The sequence below is a fragment of the Pseudomonas azotoformans genome (genome assembly GCF_900103345.1).
GTDB lineage: Bacteria > Pseudomonadota > Gammaproteobacteria > Pseudomonadales > Pseudomonadaceae > Aquipseudomonas > Aquipseudomonas azotoformans.
This window is the reverse complement of record NZ_LT629702.1, coordinates 6,418,208-6,434,381: the sequence shown is the minus strand read 5'-3', so window position 1 is coordinate 6,434,381 and position 16,174 is coordinate 6,418,208. Positions and strand designations below refer to the sequence as shown.

Below are 16,174 nucleotides of genomic sequence, written 5' to 3'. Positions count from 1 at the left end.
TTCAGGGTTGACGGAGTTTGGTTGCAACTTGGCTAAACATTCATCGTGCCTTGCCACCCTGCCCCACGCTGGAAATAATGGCCGCCCGACCATGCCCCCAAGGACTCGACCGCATGAAAGCTCTTTTTGCCCTGTGTGTACTCGGCCTGGCCACCAGCGCCCTGGCCGACACCGCGCCCTCGCGCCTTGACCAGGTGCTCGAACGCGGCACGCTCACCGTCTGCACCACCGGTGACTACAAGCCCTACACCTCGCTGCGCGCCGACGGCACCTATGAAGGCATCGACATTGCGATGGCCGAATCCCTGGCCAAGAGCCTCAACGCCAAGATCCACTGGGTGCCTACCACCTGGAAAAGCCTGATGCCGGACTTCCTCGCCCAGCGCTGCGACATCGCGGTGGGCGGCATTTCGGTGTCCCTGGAGCGCCAGAAAAAAGCCTTCTTCAGCCAGGCCCTCGGCGTCGACGGCAAGATCCCCCTGGTGCGCTGCGCCGACGTGCAGCGTTACCAGAGCGTCGAGCAGATCAACCAGCCGAATGTGCGCGTGATCGAACCGGCGGGTGGCACCAACGAAGTGTTTGCCCGGGCCCACCTGGGCCAGGCACAGATCCGTTTGCACGACAACGTGACCATCTTCGACGAACTGCTGGCCGGCAAGGCCGACGTGATGATCACCGACGCCAGCGAAGCGCGTTACCAGCAAAAGCTCAAGCCCGGGCTGTGCGCGGTCAACCCGGAACGGCAGATGCAATACAGCGAGAAAGCCTTCCTGCTGCCCCGCGATGACGTGGCATGGAAGAGCTACGTCGACCAGTGGCTGCACCTGAGCGTGGCCACCGGGGTGTATGACGGCATCGTCAATCAGTGGCTGGCGGCGCCTTGATCAACGCGACAAAGGCCCGGCACGCGGCGCTGCGATAGGCACCCTGGCGACTGAGCAGTGCCACGGTGCGTTGCGGTAACGCCGGTTCGATCGCTACCGCACGCAACCCTGGCTGGGCCTGGGCAATCGCACTGGGCAGGATGGTTGCCAGGTGGGTGTTGCGCACGATTTCGATGATCGCGCTGATGGAGTTGGCTTCCATCGCAATCAGCGGCTTTACCCCTTGATCGCGGCAGTAGCCATCGATGTAGCGCCGTGTCGCGAAGCCTGGGTTGAGCAGCACCATCGGCTGCTCCAGCCACCGCCGGCCGTCCAACCCAGGATGGCCAGCCCCCACCACCACGCTCAACGCTTCGGCAAACAGCCCTTCGCATTGGATATCCGGCAGATGCTCGCCGGTAAAACCGATGCCGATATCCAGCAGGTCCTCGGTCAGCGCGGCTTCCATGCGGTCCTGGGTCAGCTCTTCGATGCTCAGGGTGATTCCCGGATACAGGGCGTTGAACCGCGCCAACAACGGGCCGATCAGGTAGGCGGTGAAGGTCGGGGTCATTGCCAGGCGCAGGCTGCCCCGGCTCAAGTCCTGCACGTCATGCATGGCCCGCGTGCCCGCCTGCAAGTCCTGCAAAGCCAGGCGCGCAAAGCGCACATAGGCGGCGCCGGCATCAGTGAGGCTGACACTGCGCCCGGAGCGGTCCAGCAACGGCGCACCGAGGGTGTCTTCCAGCTGTTTGATCTGTTGCGACAAGGTCGGCTGCGACACGTGCAGCGCCTCGGCGGCACGCGTGAAATTGCGATGCTCGGCAACGGCCAGCAGGTAACGGATATGACGCAACAGCATCGGCGGGCCTCCAGCTATAGGCATGACTTATAGAAACCATAATAAGCCGGTCTTGGACGCTATAGCTGAAAACTTCCATCCTTGCCCCATCAGCGACGCAAGGAGAACCCCATGCAAGACCTCATCAACGGCTTTCGCAAATTCCAGTCAGAAGCCTTCGGCCAACGCAGCGACCTGTTCAAGCACCTGGCCACCACCCAGAACCCTGGCACGTTGTTCGTGTCCTGTTCCGACAGCCGGGTGGTTCCGGAACTGCTGACCCAGCAGGAACCCGGTGATCTGTTTGTGATCCGCAACGCCGGCAATATCGTGCCGTCCTACGGCCCGGAGCCCGGCGGTGTGTCGGCCACGGTCGAATACGCAGTGGCGGTGCTGGGGGTGCGCGATATCGTGATCTGCGGCCATTCCGACTGCGGTGCCATGACCGCGATCTCCACCTGCAAATGCCTGGACCACCTGCCGGCCGTGGCCAACTGGTTGCGCCACGCCGAGTCGGCCAAGCTGATCAACGCCGCCCGCGAGCATGCCTCGGACGCCGCCCGCCTGAGTTCATTGGTGCGCGAAAACGTGATCGCGCAACTGGCCAACCTCAAGACTCACCCTTCGGTCGCCCTGGCGCTCGGGCAAGGCCGGCTGACCCTGCATGGCTGGGTATACGACATCGAGACCGGCGCCATCGACGCCCTGGACCAACGCAGCGGTGGCTTCGTGTCGCTGCTGGATCAGATTCACGCTGCCTGACCCTATCCCAACCAAGAGGACCACACCATGTTGCAATCCCACTTCGCCCAAACCCCACGCCTGGCCCTGGCCGACACCGTTATCGAGCTCAAGGCGCGCAAGAACCTGTCCTGGCAGGACCTCACCGACGGCACCGGCCTGAGCCTGGCGTTCGTCACCGCCGCCCTGCTCGGCCAGCACCCGTTGCCCAAGGAGGCCGCTGACGTGGTGTGCGATAAGCTCGGCCTGGACCAGGACACCAGCCGCCTGCTGCAAAGCGTGCCCCTGCGCGGCAGCTTTCCCGGCGGTGTACCGACGGACCCGACGATGTATCGCTTCTACGAAATGCTCCAGGTCTATGGCTCGACCCTCAAGGCCCTGGTGCACGAGCAATTCGGTGACGGCATCATCAGTGCGATCAACTTCAAGCTGGACATCAAGAAGGTCGAAGACCCGGACGGAGGCTCCCGCGCGGTGATCACCCTGGATGGCAAGTACCTGCCGACCAAACCCTTCTGAGTGGCCCGCAACCGTCTACGCTCTTGTCACATCAACAAGAACGAGGGACCGGTAATGAAGGCACTGCTTCGACTCACCTGGCTGCTGCTGTTGTGTTTCAGCCAGGTGCACGCCGCAACGGCTCAGGATGAGAACGCCCAGGCCGCCAAGGCATTGCTGGAAAAAGCCTTGGTTTACTACCAGAGCAATGGCGACAAGGCGTTTGCCGCGTTCAGTCGCCAGGGCGAGTTTGTCGACCACGACCGCTATGTGTTCGTGGTCGACACCCAGGGCGTGCTGCTGGCCAGTGGCGGTCCATCTTCCGCCTTGATCGGCCGCGACGTGTCCGAGGTGCTCGGGCCGGAGTTGCGCCAGTCATTCAAGGCCGCGCTGACGGTGCCGGAAGGCCAGGGCATCCAACAGGCCGATTACCGCTGGCAGAACTGGAACGACGGCAAGGTCGAACACAAGCATGTGTTTTATCAGCGCGTGGGCGAACGCATCCTGGCGGTGGGTTACTACTTGCCCCGGGCCACGCCGGAACAGGCCCGGGCCCTGCGCAACAAGGCGGTGAACGCACTGCTCAAGGATGAACCCGGCACGCTCAAGGCCATCAATTCGTTGCAAGGCGGTTTCCTGCAGGATGACCTCTATGTGTTCGTGGTCGACCTCGATACCCAGCGCTATGTGGCGCACGGCACCAACCTGCGCCTGATCAACACCGACTTCAGCAAGATCAAGGACCCCGACGGCAAGCCGGTGGGCGAGCCGATCCTGAAGCTGATGGCCGAGCAGGACCAGGGCGAATATAAATACCGCTGGAAAAACCCGGTGACCGACAAGGTCGAGAACAAGCACGCGTATGTGCGCAAGGCCGGGCATTTCATGGTAGCGGTGGGTTACTACAGCCCTTGAAGGGTGAAACGCGGTCAAAACTGTGGGAGCGGGCTTGCTCGCGAATGCGGTGCTTCAGTTGAAACATCTTTGACTGACACACTGCATTCGCGAGCAAGCCCGCTCCCACATTTGGTTCCTCGTGGTGCCCGTTACTTAGCTTTGTCTTCGCGGCCGCGCAGCACCCGGTTGGGCATTGCGATTGCCGCCGTGAGCCCCAGCAGCGACACCGCCGCACTCACCATCAACAAATGCCGGAAGGTCACCGCCAGTTCCCCGCGCAGGGCGTCCTGCGCTGGGCCGGGGGCGGCGTTGAGGCCGTCGAGCAGCACATTGCCGGAACTGCCCTCGGCCACCAGCGCGCCGCTGGCCAGGTGGGCGAAGCTGGAGTCCTGCAACAGCGCCAGCAACAGCGCCGACATGCACGCTACCCCGACTGCTCCGCCGAGGGAGCGGAACAGGTTGGTGGTGCTGGTGGCGACGCCGATGTCGCGTTGTTCCACCGAGTTCTGCGTACCCACCAGCGAAGTGGGGAATTGCATGCCGGCGGCGATCCCGCACAGCAACATGAACATCGCCGTCAGCCCCACCGCCTGGGGCGCGCTCAAGGCCATGCCGAGAATCGCAAAGGGGCTCAGCAAGGCGCCACTGAGGATCATCGGTTTATAACGGCCGGTCACCGAGGTCATGCGCCCGGCAAAATAGGCGCCCATCGGCAAGCCCATCGCCAGGGGCAGCAGGTGCAGGGCCGCGCTGTCCGCGCCTGAGCCGGTCACCGTCTGATAACGCAGCGGCATCAGCACCGTCAGGGAAATCGCCTGGAAGCTGGTGAAGAAAATCGTGCACCAGCACAACACCGCGCTGCGGTTGGCGAACAGATGCATCGGCAACAACGGCTCCCGTGCACGCCGCTCATGCCAGACAAACACCGTCAACGCCACCAGCGCACACGCCAGCAAGCCCAGCACCGAGTCGCTGCGCCAATGCTGGCCCTGGCCGATTTCGGTGATGCCCAGCAGCAAGGCGGTGAGGCCGATGATCATCAGCAGCGTGCCGAGGTAATCGATGATCGGCTTGCGCTGCGGCACCGGCAGCCCGACCAGGGTGCGATGGGCCACGTACCAGGCGCCGGCGCCCAATGGGAGGTTGATCAGGAACACCCAGCGCCACGACAGGTACTCGGTCATGTAGCCGCCGAGCACCGGCCCGGCCACACTGGCCACCGCGTACATGCTGCTGAAATAGCCCTGGTAGCGCCCGCGTTCGCGGGGCGGGATGATGTCGCCGATGATCGCCTGGCTCACCGAAATCATGCCGCCGGCGCCGATGCCCTGGAGGATCCGCGCCAGCACCAGTTGCTCCATGCTTTGCGCCATGCCGCAAAACAGCGAGGCCAGGGTGAACAGGCCCATGCCAATCAGCATCATCGGCCGGCGCCCGTACAGGTCGCCAAGCTTGCCGTAGATCGGCACCGCCACGGTCATCGCCACCATGTAGCCGGAGATGACCCAGGCCAGCAGGTTGACGTCGTGGAACCGGGCGGAAATTGCGGGCATGGACACGGCGACAATGGTCTGGTCCAAGGCCCCCAGGAAGATCGCCATCATCAGTGAGGCGAGGATGCTGCGCACAGCGGGCAGCGGCGGAACGGGCTGATTGAGGTGCGTCACGGCAAGACCTTCGAGCAGGGCCCGCGGGAAAAGGCGGCCCGCGGGAATGCTCGATACGATAGCAGGCTATTCGATAGCTTCGTAAGAAAGCCCGACGTAATTTTCGGCGATGGTCTTGCGCCCGGCCTCGGAGTGGATGAAGTAATCGAGCTCACTCTCGGCGATGCGCTGGCTGAAGCCATCCGCCTCGGGAAACTGATGCAGCATCGAGGTCATCCACCAGGAAAAGCGCTCGGCCTTCCACACACGCCGCAGGCAGATGGCGGAATAGCGTTCGAGCAAATCCACCCGCCCCTCGCCGTAGACCTTGAGCAGAATCCGATACAGGGTACTCACGTCACTGGCCGCCAGGTTCAAGCCCTTGGCCCCGGTGGGCGGCACGATATGCGCGGCATCACCGAGCAGGAACAGGCGCCCGTACTGCATCGGCTCCACCACAAAGCTGCGCAGCGGCGCGATGCTTTTTTCGATCGACGGGCCGGTCACTAGGTCGGCTGCAAGGTGGCTGGGCAGGCGGGTTTTCAGTTCGTCCCAGAAGCGCGCATCGGACCACTCATCAAGCGGCTCCTCCACCGGGACTTGCAGGTAATAACGGCTGCGCGTCGGCGATCGCATGCTGCACAAGGCAAAGCCACGCGGATGTTTGGCGTACACCAGTTCAGGGTGAACCGGCGGCGTATCGGCGAGGATACCCAGCCAGCCGAAGGGGTAGACCCGTTCGAAAACGTTCAGTGATTCGGCCGGGATCGACTGGCGCGCAACCCCGTGGTAGCCATCGCAACCGGCGATGTAGTCGCACTCCAGGCGGAAGGCTTCGCCCTGATGTTTGAAGGTCAGCCAGGGTCGATCACTTTTGAGCTCGTGGGGTTGCACGTCATGGGCTTCATACAAGGTGATGGCACCGGCGGCGGCACGGGCTGCCGTCAGGTCGCGGGTGACTTCGGTCTGGCCGTAGATCATGACCGTCTGGCCGCCGGTCAGCGCCTTGAGGTCGATGTGGGTAAGCTGGCCATTGAGCGCCAACTCGAAGCCCTCATGCACCAGGCCTTCGTTGTCCATGCGCTGGCTGACGCCCGCCTGCCGCAGCAGGTCGACCATGCCTTGTTCCAGCACCCCGGCACGGATGCGGCCTTGTACATAGTCGGCGCTCTGGCGCTCGAGGATCAGGGTCTGGATACCGGCATTGTGCAGCAGTTGGCCGAGCAACAGTCCGGAGGGACCGGCGCCGATAATGGCGACTTGGGTTTTCAGCGTTTTCATTATTTTTATGGCCCGCAAGTTCCACCCGAACGGATTGAGTGAAAGAGTTGTCATTGGTCTTGTTGCTGACATTTTTCACTTGAGTGGCCGGCATAAGAAGGTGAAAACTGAGCCAAAGCCTGCGCTTTTTGCCAATTGGGGCGATTACCGCACCACTCTCCTGGGTATCGGATTGAAACCATGACCAAAACCGCGATTCCGGTCTTCAAGCTTTACGGGGAACACCAGCAATGGCCAACCCCCGATTTGTTGCACTGCGAAACCATTTCCCGACGCAGCAGGGAATACCAGTGGGAAATCCAGCCCCACCGGCACGCGGATCTGTGCCAGTTGCTGTATGTGCATAAAGGCCAGGCACAACTGGAAATCGAAGGCCAGCGCAGCACGCTGCACGAATCGACGCTACAAGTCCTGCCGCCACTGTGCGTGCACGGTTTTCGGTTTCCCGAGGATGTCGAAGGCTACGTAGTAACCCTCGCCGCGCCGCTGGTCAGCCACCTGCAGGCACAACTGGGGGCGACGGTGGACGGTTTGCAGTCCCTGGGCAGTTACCCGGCAGGCAAGGACAGTGATTACCTGAACAGCCAGTTCGCCCGCTTGCAGGATGAATACGCCGACGAACAACCAGCCCGGGACATGATGATGCACGCGCTGGTCAGCGTATTGCTGGTGTGGATCAGCCGCCAGGCTATCCAGAAGCGCCACCCACGCGCGCCGAGGGGGCGTGAATACTTCCGCCGCTTTACCCAATTGGTGGAACAGCATTACCGCGAACACCCGAAAATCGAAGACTTGGCCCACAAGCTGGGCATCTCGGTCTCACACCTGAACGGCACCTGTCGGGAATTGGGTGGGCAGCCTGCGCTGCAGATCATGCACGACCGCCAATTGCTGGAAGCCAAGCGCCTGCTGACGTACACCAGCATGACCATCAATGAAATGTCAGAAGTGCTGGGTTTTTCCGACCCGACCAATTTCTCGCGGCTGTTCCGCCGCCGGGTCGGGTTCTCACCCAAGGCGTTTCGTGAGCAACTCAAGGCTGAACAGCCGGTTACCTGAGCGCACTGAAACTGCCGGTATGGGGTACGCATTGGTCCTGATGGCAGCTGATCGCAAAGGTCGGCTGCATGCGGGTCAGTTCAACACGGTAAGCAGCGGTCCCGTAAAGCGCGCTGGCGATGGCGCACAGGGTGACAATCATCAGGTACTTTCTGGTTTTAATGCTCATGGCACAGACCTCTGCGGATCTAAACGGTGCTGTTTAAAGCATAGGTCAACCAGGGCGAGTTGCCATTATCGGACGACATTCAACAGGTTTATGTCGCCCTACAGACCAACGTCCCACGCAGGCTCCTCCGGAAACCTCAGCACCAGAAAATCCAACAGGCTGCGCAGCGCCGACGGCATGTGCTTGCGCGAGGCGTACACCGCGTAGATGTTCATCTGCCGGGGCTCGGCGTCGGGCAGCAGGCGCACCAGTTCACCCCGGCGGATGTAATCGCCGGCCTGGTAAGTGGGCAGCATCGCCACGCCGGCCCCGGCCAGCGTCACACGCAACAAGGTGCTGGCCTCGTTGGACGTGATATTGCCGGTGATGGGCACCGAGACATGCTCGCCCCGCTCTTCGAAATGCCACAGGCTCTTGCCGAAATAGGAATGGGTGAGGCAGTTGTGCCCGGCCAGGTCTTCGACTTTCTGCGGCGCTGGATGCGCCAGCAGATACGCCGGCGAGGCGCATACCACCGAACGGCACAGGGTCAGGCGCCGGGCGATGAGGTTGGGGTCCAGGTCGTTGCTGGTGCGAATGGCCAGGTCGATGCGCTCATCCACCAGGTTCACCGTACGATCGAGCATTTGCAGGTCGACGGTCACCAACGGGTAACGCTTGACGTACTCGGCGATGGCCTCGGCCAATTGCGCCTGGCCGAACGAGGTGCTGACGCTCAGGCGCAGCAGGCCACGGGGCGCGTCATCGGGCTCGCTGACGGCGGCCTGCATATCGCAGCACAGCTCCAGCAATTGTCGACAGCGCGGCAGGGTTTCACCGCCCGCTGCCGTGAGGCTGAGCTTGCGCGTGGTGCGGTGCAGCAGACGTGCGCCGACCCAGTCCTCCAGCTCGGCCAGGTAGCGCGACACCACCGGGCGCGACAGGTCCAGATGATCGGCGGCGGCGGACTGGCTGCCCAGGTCCACCACGGTGACAAACACGCGCATTGCTTGAAGACGATCCATGATTTGCCCGATTTCAGAAACAAACTATGTCCCAGCATCGCATTTTTAGTCTGGTTTTGTGCAACTAAGCTCTGTGCATCCTTTACCGATGCTGGAGCTGCCCGATGTTCTCAACCCTCAAGCGCCTGACCCTGGCCACCGCCGCCCTGGCCTTCGCCGCCCATGCGGCCGCCGCCGAGCTGAAGCTGGATGTGTACAACCCGGGCGAAGCCGCGATCTTCCCGGTCACCTCGGTGCTGGTCAGCGGCGCCAAGGATGCGATCCTGTTGGACGCCCAGTTCGGCAAAGGCCAGGCCGAACAACTGGTGCAGAAGATCCGCGCCAGCGGCAAACACCTGACCACCATCTACATCAGCCACGGCGACCCGGACTACTACTTCGGCCTCGACACCCTCACCGCCGCCTTCCCCGACGCCAAGGTGCTGGCGCCGCAACCGGTGGTCGATCACATCAAGGCGACCGTGGCCGGCAAGCTTGCGTTCTGGGGCCCGAAAATGGGTGCCGACAAGCCGTCTAAAACCATCGTGCCGCAGGTACTTCAAGGCCACAGCCTGAGCCTGGAAGGCCAGCAACTGGAGGTGATCGGCCTGGACGGCGCGCAGCCGGACCGCAGTTTTGTGTGGATCCCGTCGATCAAGGCCGTGGTCGGTGGCGTGGTCGTCGCCGAGAACATTCATGTGTGGATGGCCGATACCCAGAGCGCGCAATCCCACAAAGACTGGCTGGCGACCCTGCAACGCATTGAAGACCTGAAACCGCACACCGTGATCCCGGGCCATTACCTGGGTACGCCGTCCGTCCAATCGGTGAAATTTACTGCTGACTACATCAAGGCCTTTGACGCCGAAACCGCCAAGGCCAAGGATTCCGCCGCCCTGATCGCGGCCATGAAACAGCGTTACCCGACCCTCGCCGACGAAAGCTCGCTGGAACTGAGCGCCAAAGTCGCCAAGGGCGAAATGAAGTGGTGAATGGTTTTAAACCCTAACGTACTGGAGAACGTCATGAGCAAGATTGCAATCATTGGGGCCACCGGCCGGGCCGGTAGCCAACTGCTGGAAGAAGCCCTGCGTCGCGGGCATAGCGTTGTAGCCATCGCACGTAACACCGACAAGCTGGCGGCGCGCCCTGGCGTCACCGTCAAGCAGGTGGATGCCCTGGACGCAGACGCCCTGCAACAGGCCATCAGCGGCAGTGACGTGGTGATCAGCGCCGCGCACTTCGCCACTCTGCCGGCCAGCGCGGTGATCGGGCCGGTGAAGAACGCCGGGGTGAAACGCCTGCTGGTCGTGGGCGGTGCCGGTTCGCTGTTGCTGCCGGGTGGCGCTCGGGTGATCGACAGCGCAGGTTTCCCGGCTGAGTACAAAGCCGAAGCCAGTGCAGGCGCTGTGTTTCTCGACACGCTGCGTCAGGAAAAAGAGCTGGACTGGACCTTCCTGTCGCCTTCGGCGGAGTTCGTCGAGACCGAGCGCACCGGTCAATTCCGCGTGGGCCAGGACGATCTGCTGGTGAGCAGTGAAGGTCGCAGCTGGATCAGCTTTGCTGACTACGCCATCGCCTTGATCGACGAAGTCGAATCGCCGAAGCACTCGCGCCAGCGCTTCACCGTCGGCTACTGAGATGTGGGAGGGGGCTTGCCCCCGATTGCAGTGTGTCAGTCAATACAGGTGTGACTGATCTACCGCTATCGGGGGCAAGCCCCCTCCCACATTTGAAATGTGAGTGTCAGCAGATTTTGGCTTGGGTGACCAACCAATCCATCAACGCTTCAAGCCCCGCCGAAGGCTCGGTGCCCGGTGGATACACCAGGTAATAGCCCATCCCCGTCGGCACTCGCAGTTCAAAGGGTGTCGCCAACCGCCCGGCCTTCAAATCCTCGCCAATCAACGCACGGTCGCCAATCGCCACGCCGGAGCCTTGCGACGCCACCGTCATCGCCAAATCCAGCGTCTCAAAATGATGCCCCTGGCTCAGGTTACCCAGTCGCGTCTTCGCCGCCTTCAACCACAACGCCCAATCCCGCTCATCCCTTGTGGGATGCAGCAGAACCTGTTGCTGCAGGTCTGCCGGTGAGTGCAGAACGCCGAGCATCGCAGGGGTGCAGACCGGGGTGAGTTGTTCGTCGAACAGATGCCGCGCCTCGGCCGACTGCTCGGCGATGGGCGCATAGATCACTGCCGCATCGAATTGCTCGCGGCGAAAGTCCACGGTGTAGGCCACGGTGGTGGTGAGCTCTACCGGCACGTCCGGGCGCTCTTTTTGCCACTGCATCAAGCGCGGCAACAGCCAGCGCATCACACAGGTGGAGGCCTTGAGCTGCAGGACCTGGCGGCGACTGCCGATCTGCTCCACCGCCTCGCCGATCAGGCCAAACACCTGCTGCGCGCGCAATGACCATTCGCGGCCTTCTTCGGTCAGGCTCAAGCCCCGCGCCTGGCGTTGGAACAGCGCGTAGCCCAGGTGGCTTTCCAGCCCGGCAACCTGCCGGCTCACCGCACCCTGGGTGATGTGCAGTTGCTCGGCGGCGCGGGTGAAGTTGCAGCACTGGGCCGTGATCCAGAAGGTGTACAACGCGGGCAGCGGCGGAAGGCGTTTCATCGGGGGCGCAGCCATGACGTGAGGACATGGCTAGTATGACTTTTTATCGATTGTTGCCGCTACCGGCCAGCCGGTCCAATAACGCCTTATCTCAACAATAAGAGCGACGTTTATGGCGACCTGCGGCGAAGTACTGGTCAACCTTCTGGAAGGCTATGGCGTGGACCAGGTGTTTGGCATCCCCGGCGTGCACACCGTGGAGTTGTATCGTGGCCTGGCCCGTTCCAGCATCCGTCACGTCACCCCGCGCCACGAACAGGGCGCCGGCTTCATGGCCGATGGGTATGCGCGCACCAGCGGCAAGCCCGGCGTGTGCTTCATCATCACCGGCCCCGGCATGACCAATATCACCACCGCCATGGGCCAGGCCTACGCCGACTCGATCCCGATGCTGGTGATTTCCAGCGTGCAGTCGCGCAGCCAATTGGGCGGCGGGCGCGGCAAGTTGCATGAGCTGCCGAACCAGGGCGCGATGATCGCCGGTGTGGCGGCGTTCTCCCACACTCTGATGTCGGCGGCCGAGTTGCCCGGCGTGTTGGCGCGGGCCTTTGCGTTGTTCCAGGCCGGGCGACCACGCCCGGTGCATATTGAAATCCCGCTGGATGTGCTGGTGGAAAACGCCGACGCGCTGCTGGGCAGCGAGCCGGTCAGCGTGGCGCGCGCCGGTGCGGCGCCGTCGGCGATCAAGCAGATGAGCCAGTTGCTCGCGGCGGCCGAGCAGCCGTTGATCCTGGCCGGGGGCGGCGCCATCGACGCCGCCGCAGCACTCACGCAATTGGCCGAGGCCCTCGGCGCACCGGTAGCCCTGACGATCAACGCCAAAGGCATGCTGCCTGCCAACCACCCGCTGTTGATCGGCTCGACCCAGACCCTGGTCGCCACCCGCGCCTTGGTCGCCGAAGCCGACGTGGTGCTGGCCATCGGCACGGAGCTGGCGGAGACCGACTACGACGTCACCTTCGCCGGTGGCTTCGAGATTCCCGGCGCGTTGCTGCGGATCGACATCGACCCGGACCAGACCGTGCGCAACTATCCGCCGCAGGTTGCCTTGGTGGCCGATGCACAGATCGCTGCCGAAGCCTTGTTGAACGCGCTCAACAGCAAGCCATTGCCACCCCGCAACAGCACGTGGGGCGCTGCGCGTGTTACGCGCCTGTGGGCCGAATTGAACCCAGGCTGGGACGCCGCCACCCGCGCACAAACCCTGTTCCTCAACACCGTCCTGGAGGAGCTGCCCAACGCCGTGCTGGTCGGCGACTCGACCCAACCGGTGTACAGCGGCAACCTCACCCTGAACCTCGACCACCCGCGCCGCTGGTTCAACTCATCCACCGGCTACGGCACCTTGGGCTACGCCCTGCCCGCCGCCATCGGCGCCTGGCTGGGGCGCGGCGACGGACAACCGGTGGTGTGCCTGATCGGCGACGGCGGCCTGCAATTCAGCCTGCCGGAACTGGCCAGCGCCGTGGAAGCGCGCACGCCGGTGATCGTGCTGCTGTGGAATAACCAGGGCTATGAAGAGATCAAGAAATACATGGTCAACCGCGCCATCGAGCCGGTGGGTGTGGACATCTACACCCCGGACTTTATCGGCGTAGCCAAGGCGTTGGGCTGTGCCGCTGAAAGCATCCAGGGCATCGCACATCTGCGTACGGCACTGCGCAGCGCCGCTGATCGCCAGGGTCCAACACTGATTGAAATCGACCAAGGCCTGTGGATGAAGGAGGTGGCGGTATGAGCGCGGTATTGAACGGGATCTACATCGACGGTTCGTGGCGGGCCGGTCAAGCAGCACTTGAGGTGATCAACCCAGCCACCGAGGCGGTATTGGCCCAGGTCAGCGTCGGCGACGCGACAGCGGTGACCCAGGCGGTCGACGCCGCCAGCGCGGCCTTCAGCGGCTGGTCGAAAAGCACCGGCCGTGATCGCGCCGCCCTGCTGCGCAAGATCGCCCAGGGCGTGAGCGAACAGCGCGAACAGCTGATGCACCTGCAATCGAGCAACAACGGCAAGCCTCTGTTTGAAGCCGCAATTGATGTGGACGATGTGATCGCCACGTTCGACTACTACGCCAGCGTTGCCGAAGAAATGGAAGCCGCTCAGGATCAGCCGGTGGCACTGCCCAGCGATGACTTCAGCGCACGCCTGCGCCGCGAGCCATGCGGCGTGGTGGGGCTGATCGTACCGTGGAATTTCCCGATGGTAACCACCGCCTGGAAACTCGCCCCAGCCCTGGCCGCCGGTTGTTGCGTGGTGCTCAAGCCCTCGGAAGTCACGCCGTTGGCCGAGTTGCACTTGGCGCGGATTATCGCCGAGGCCGGCTTGCCCGCTGGAGTGTTCAACCTGGTGTGTGGCACAGGTTTGGCGGTCGGCGCACCGCTGGCGGCAGACCGTCGGGTGGCGAAAATATCGTTCACCGGCAGTAACGCCGTTGGCGTGCAGGTGATGCAACGCGCGGCCGAAACCATCAAGGGCGTGAGCCTGGAATTGGGCGGCAAGTCTTCGCTGCTGGTACTGGCGGATGCCGATCTGGACCTGGCGGTGGAACTGGCCTGTGGCGGCGGTTTTTTCAACGCCGGGCAGATGTGTTCGGCCACCAGCCGGGTGTTGGTGGCTGACTCGCTCGCCGATGAATTCCTGGTGCGGGTGCAGGCACGGGCTGAAGCTATTCGCGTGGCGGACCCATTTGCCGACGACGTGGAAATGGGTGCGTTGATCAACCGCGTGCAATATCAGCGGGTACTGGGGCATATCCAGCGCGGCATCGAAGACGGTGCCCGCTTGCTGTGTGGCGGTGACCGCCCGGCGGACTTGCCCAAGGGCTTTTTCATTCGCCCCACCGTGTTCACCGATGTGCCGCTGGACAGCGCGTTGTGGAACGAAGAGATCTTCGGCCCGGTGCTCTGTGTCCGGCGTTTTGCTTCTGAGGCAGAAGCGATCGCCCTGGCCAACGACAGCGATTTCGGCCTGGTAGCGAGTGTGGTCAGCCGCCATGCCGAAACCGCCGAGCGTGTGGCGAATGCCTTGCAGGCCGGGCTGGTGTGGATCAACGCGCCGCAAGTGATCTTCCCGCAGACCGCGTGGGGCGGTTACAAGCAGAGCAGCATCGGCCGCGAGTTGGGGCCGTGGGGGTTGGCGGCGTTCCAGGAGATCAAGCATGTGATCCGCTCTATCTAATGTGGGAGGGGCGGTGCGACGATTCGACTTGCCCCCGATAACGGTGGGTCAGTCAAAGATTTGTTGGCTGACACACTGCCATCGGGGGCAAGCCCCCTCCCACATTTTGATCAGCGCAATTTTTAGATAGACCTAGCGACTTTCTCATTTGCCCCACTCCCCCGCCCATGGCCTGATTCGCCCTTGTTCACTCAAGGGCCTCCCATGGAAACCGTTCACGCAAAACCCACCACCGCCCTCTGGCTGATGACCAGCGTCGTGCTGGTCGCCCTCAATCTGCGCCCGTCGATGGCGGCGGTCGGCCCGTTGTTGTCATCGATTCGCGGCGATGTGCCGTTGAGTTTCAGCAGCGCGGCGTTGTTGACCATGTTGCCGGTGATGGCCATGGGCTTGGCGATGTTCTTCGGCATGGGCCTGGCCAAACGCTTTGGCGAACACCGCAGCATCGTGGTGTCCCTGCTGGTGATCGGCGTGGCCACGCTGTCACGGTTGTTCCTCGACTCGGCGCTGGAGTTGATCGTCAGCGCCATCGCGGCCGGTGTGGGGATCGCGATGATCCAGGCGTTGATGCCGGCACTGATCAAGTCGCGGTTCAGTGACAATGTTTCGCTGTTCATGGGGTTGTACGTCACCGCGATCATGGGCGGCGCGGCGCTGGCGGCATCGTTCTCGCCGTTCGTGCAAGTGCAGACCGGCAGTTGGCGCATCGGCCTGGCGATCTGGGCGGTGTTGGCGGTACTGGCGTTGGTATTCTGGTACGCGCAGCGCTCGGTGTTGCCGCCGTTGCCGCAAGCCGGTGCGGGGCCGCAGGAGTCGTTTTTCGGCAATGGCCGGGCCTGGTTGCTCGCAGTATTTTTCGGCCTGGGCACTGCGTCCTACACCTGCGTACTGGCGTGGCTGGCGCCGTACTACGTGGAGCAAGGCTGGAGCGAGCAGAATGCCGGGCTGTTGCTGGGCTTCTTGACGGCCATGGAAGTGGTGTCCGGCCTGGTCACCCCTGCCATCGCCAACCGGCGCCGGGATAAACGCGGGGTGGTGGCGGTGCTGCTGGTGCTGATCATCCTCGGTTTCTTTGGCCTGATCCTCAGCCCGCATCACCTGAGCCTGTTGTGGCCATGCCTGCTGGGCCTGGGCATCGGCGGCCTGTTCCCGATGAGCCTGATCCTGTCCCTCGACCACTTGGACAACCCGCGCCGCGCCGGTGGCCTGACCGCCTTTGTGCAGGGTATCGGCTACCTGATCGCCGGGCTGTCACCACTGATCGCCGGGATGATCCGCGATCAGCTGGGCAGTTTCGAATGGGCCTGGTGGTCGCTGACGGCAGTGATCGTGCTGATGCTGGTGATCGTCACGCGCTTCAATCCAATGCACTACGCACGACATATCCGCTGAGGTCGTGT

General features: G+C 63.0%; 16 protein-coding genes. 10 read left to right on the top strand and 6 right to left on the bottom strand.

Annotated elements, in window-relative coordinates; genetic code table 11:
• Nucleotides 1–113: 113 nt before the first annotated feature.
• Complete coding sequence (locus tag BLR69_RS29220) at nucleotides 114–884, top strand: transporter substrate-binding domain-containing protein (RefSeq protein WP_071496756.1); 771 nt, start codon at nucleotides 114–116, stop codon at nucleotides 882–884.
• Here BLR69_RS29220 and cynR read toward each other — a convergent pair.
• On the bottom strand, nucleotides 859–1,725 hold the full coding sequence (gene cynR, locus BLR69_RS29215; protein ID WP_071496757.1) for a transcriptional regulator CynR: 867 nt from the start codon (nucleotides 1,723–1,725) through the stop codon (nucleotides 859–861). The genes BLR69_RS29220 and cynR overlap by 26 nt on opposite strands.
• 111 nt (nucleotides 1,726–1,836) lie before the next feature.
• Here cynR and BLR69_RS29210 point away from each other — a divergent pair, with 111 nt between their 5' ends.
• Genes BLR69_RS29210 through BLR69_RS29200 form a run of 3 tightly spaced genes read left to right on the top strand, consistent with a single transcriptional unit; the run spans nucleotide 1,837 to nucleotide 3,858 of the window.
• Nucleotides 1,837–2,466 carry a carbonic anhydrase gene (locus BLR69_RS29210; RefSeq protein WP_071496758.1) on the top strand — a complete coding sequence of 210 codons (630 nt, stop codon included), beginning with the start codon at nucleotides 1,837–1,839 and terminating at the stop codon, nucleotides 2,464–2,466.
• Nucleotides 2,467–2,493: 27 nt separating this feature from the next.
• Nucleotides 2,494–2,964, top strand: coding sequence for a cyanase (gene cynS, locus BLR69_RS29205; protein WP_071496759.1), 471 nt, complete (start codon nucleotides 2,494–2,496; stop codon nucleotides 2,962–2,964).
• A 54-nt stretch (nucleotides 2,965–3,018) separates the two neighbouring features.
• On the top strand, nucleotides 3,019–3,858 hold the full coding sequence (locus BLR69_RS29200) for a cache domain-containing protein (protein ID WP_071496760.1): 840 nt from the start codon (nucleotides 3,019–3,021) through the stop codon (nucleotides 3,856–3,858).
• A gap of 131 nt (nucleotides 3,859–3,989) precedes the next feature.
• Here BLR69_RS29200 and BLR69_RS29195 read toward each other — a convergent pair whose 3' ends face one another.
• Together BLR69_RS29195 and pobA are read right to left on the bottom strand one after the other, a co-directional pair.
• Nucleotides 3,990–5,507 (bottom strand): MDR family MFS transporter, encoded by a 1,518-nt coding sequence (locus BLR69_RS29195; protein WP_071496761.1) that lies wholly within the window; start codon nucleotides 5,505–5,507, stop codon nucleotides 3,990–3,992.
• Between the two features lie 66 nt (nucleotides 5,508–5,573).
• Nucleotides 5,574–6,767: a 4-hydroxybenzoate 3-monooxygenase gene (gene pobA, locus BLR69_RS29190; RefSeq protein WP_071496762.1), complete on the bottom strand. Its 1,194-nt coding sequence runs from the start codon at nucleotides 6,765–6,767 to the stop codon at nucleotides 5,574–5,576.
• A gap of 180 nt (nucleotides 6,768–6,947) precedes the next feature.
• On the opposite strand from pobA, the gene BLR69_RS29185 reads away from it, so the two are divergent.
• Nucleotides 6,948–7,826, top strand: coding sequence for a helix-turn-helix domain-containing protein (locus BLR69_RS29185; protein ID WP_071496763.1), 879 nt, complete (start codon nucleotides 6,948–6,950; stop codon nucleotides 7,824–7,826).
• Here BLR69_RS29185 and BLR69_RS30995 read toward each other — a convergent pair.
• Both BLR69_RS30995 and BLR69_RS29180 read right to left on the bottom strand, forming a co-directional pair.
• Nucleotides 7,819–7,995: a hypothetical protein gene (locus BLR69_RS30995; RefSeq protein WP_165447907.1), complete on the bottom strand. Its 177-nt coding sequence runs from the start codon at nucleotides 7,993–7,995 to the stop codon at nucleotides 7,819–7,821. The two genes, BLR69_RS29185 and BLR69_RS30995, sit on opposite strands and share 8 nt — an antisense overlap.
• Before the next feature lie 98 nt (nucleotides 7,996–8,093).
• The gene (locus BLR69_RS29180) at nucleotides 8,094–8,999 is read right to left on the bottom strand and encodes a LysR family transcriptional regulator (RefSeq protein ID WP_071496764.1); all 906 of its coding nucleotides are present in this window, start codon (nucleotides 8,997–8,999) and stop codon (nucleotides 8,094–8,096) included.
• A 104-nt stretch (nucleotides 9,000–9,103) separates the two neighbouring features.
• Between BLR69_RS29180 and BLR69_RS29175 the strand changes: the two genes are divergently transcribed.
• Both BLR69_RS29175 and BLR69_RS29170 read left to right on the top strand, forming a co-directional pair.
• Nucleotides 9,104–9,970, top strand: coding sequence for an MBL fold metallo-hydrolase (locus tag BLR69_RS29175; protein ID WP_071496765.1), 867 nt, complete (start codon nucleotides 9,104–9,106; stop codon nucleotides 9,968–9,970).
• Nucleotides 9,971–10,003: 33 nt separating this feature from the next.
• The gene (locus BLR69_RS29170; RefSeq protein ID WP_071496766.1) at nucleotides 10,004–10,618 is read left to right on the top strand and encodes an NAD(P)-dependent oxidoreductase; all 615 of its coding nucleotides are present in this window, start codon (nucleotides 10,004–10,006) and stop codon (nucleotides 10,616–10,618) included.
• A 106-nt stretch (nucleotides 10,619–10,724) separates the two neighbouring features.
• Here the strand turns inward: BLR69_RS29170 and BLR69_RS29165 are convergent, their stop codons facing one another.
• Nucleotides 10,725–11,597, bottom strand: a complete 873-nt coding sequence (locus tag BLR69_RS29165; RefSeq protein WP_071496767.1) for a LysR substrate-binding domain-containing protein — start codon at nucleotides 11,595–11,597, stop codon at nucleotides 10,725–10,727.
• Nucleotides 11,598–11,709: 112 nt separating this feature from the next.
• On the opposite strand from BLR69_RS29165, the gene BLR69_RS29160 reads away from it, so the two are divergent.
• From BLR69_RS29160 to BLR69_RS29150, 3 genes are all read left to right on the top strand, one after another.
• Nucleotides 11,710–13,335: a 5-guanidino-2-oxopentanoate decarboxylase gene (locus BLR69_RS29160; protein WP_071496768.1), complete on the top strand. Its 1,626-nt coding sequence runs from the start codon at nucleotides 11,710–11,712 to the stop codon at nucleotides 13,333–13,335.
• Entirely contained in the window at nucleotides 13,332–14,774 is a 1,443-nt protein-coding gene (locus BLR69_RS29155; protein ID WP_071496769.1) for an aldehyde dehydrogenase family protein, read from the top strand. The genes BLR69_RS29160 and BLR69_RS29155 overlap by 4 nt, the downstream gene beginning before the upstream one ends.
• A gap of 204 nt (nucleotides 14,775–14,978) precedes the next feature.
• Entirely contained in the window at nucleotides 14,979–16,166 is a 1,188-nt protein-coding gene (locus BLR69_RS29150; RefSeq protein WP_071496770.1) for a cyanate transporter, read from the top strand.
• Nucleotides 16,167–16,174: the final 8 nt, after the last annotated feature.

Excerpts from the sequence above, each read along its gene's own strand:
- BLR69_RS29220 (WP_071496756.1), top strand. The coding sequence starts at position 114 with ATGAAAGCTCTTTTTGCCCTGTGTGTACTCGGCCTGGCCACCAGCGCC.
- BLR69_RS29160 (WP_071496768.1), top strand. The coding sequence starts at position 11,710 with ATGGCGACCTGCGGCGAAGTACTGGTCAACCTTCTGGAAGGCTATGGC.
- BLR69_RS30995 (WP_165447907.1), bottom strand. The coding sequence starts at position 7,995 with ATGAGCATTAAAACCAGAAAGTACCTGATGATTGTCACCCTGTGCGCC.
- BLR69_RS29150 (WP_071496770.1), top strand. The coding sequence starts at position 14,979 with ATGGAAACCGTTCACGCAAAACCCACCACCGCCCTCTGGCTGATGACC.
- BLR69_RS29185 (WP_071496763.1), top strand. The coding sequence starts at position 6,948 with ATGACCAAAACCGCGATTCCGGTCTTCAAGCTTTACGGGGAACACCAG.
- pobA (WP_071496762.1), bottom strand. The coding sequence starts at position 6,767 with ATGAAAACGCTGAAAACCCAAGTCGCCATTATCGGCGCCGGTCCCTCC.
- BLR69_RS29170 (WP_071496766.1), top strand. The coding sequence starts at position 10,004 with ATGAGCAAGATTGCAATCATTGGGGCCACCGGCCGGGCCGGTAGCCAA.
- BLR69_RS29210 (WP_071496758.1), top strand. The coding sequence starts at position 1,837 with ATGCAAGACCTCATCAACGGCTTTCGCAAATTCCAGTCAGAAGCCTTC.
- BLR69_RS29165 (WP_071496767.1), bottom strand. The coding sequence starts at position 11,597 with ATGAAACGCCTTCCGCCGCTGCCCGCGTTGTACACCTTCTGGATCACG.
- BLR69_RS29200 (WP_071496760.1), top strand. The coding sequence starts at position 3,019 with ATGAAGGCACTGCTTCGACTCACCTGGCTGCTGCTGTTGTGTTTCAGC.
- BLR69_RS29175 (WP_071496765.1), top strand. The coding sequence starts at position 9,104 with ATGTTCTCAACCCTCAAGCGCCTGACCCTGGCCACCGCCGCCCTGGCC.
- cynS (WP_071496759.1), top strand. The coding sequence starts at position 2,494 with ATGTTGCAATCCCACTTCGCCCAAACCCCACGCCTGGCCCTGGCCGAC.
- BLR69_RS29155 (WP_071496769.1), top strand. The coding sequence starts at position 13,332 with ATGAGCGCGGTATTGAACGGGATCTACATCGACGGTTCGTGGCGGGCC.
- cynR (WP_071496757.1), bottom strand. The coding sequence starts at position 1,725 with ATGCTGTTGCGTCATATCCGTTACCTGCTGGCCGTTGCCGAGCATCGC.
- BLR69_RS29180 (WP_071496764.1), bottom strand. The coding sequence starts at position 8,999 with ATGGATCGTCTTCAAGCAATGCGCGTGTTTGTCACCGTGGTGGACCTG.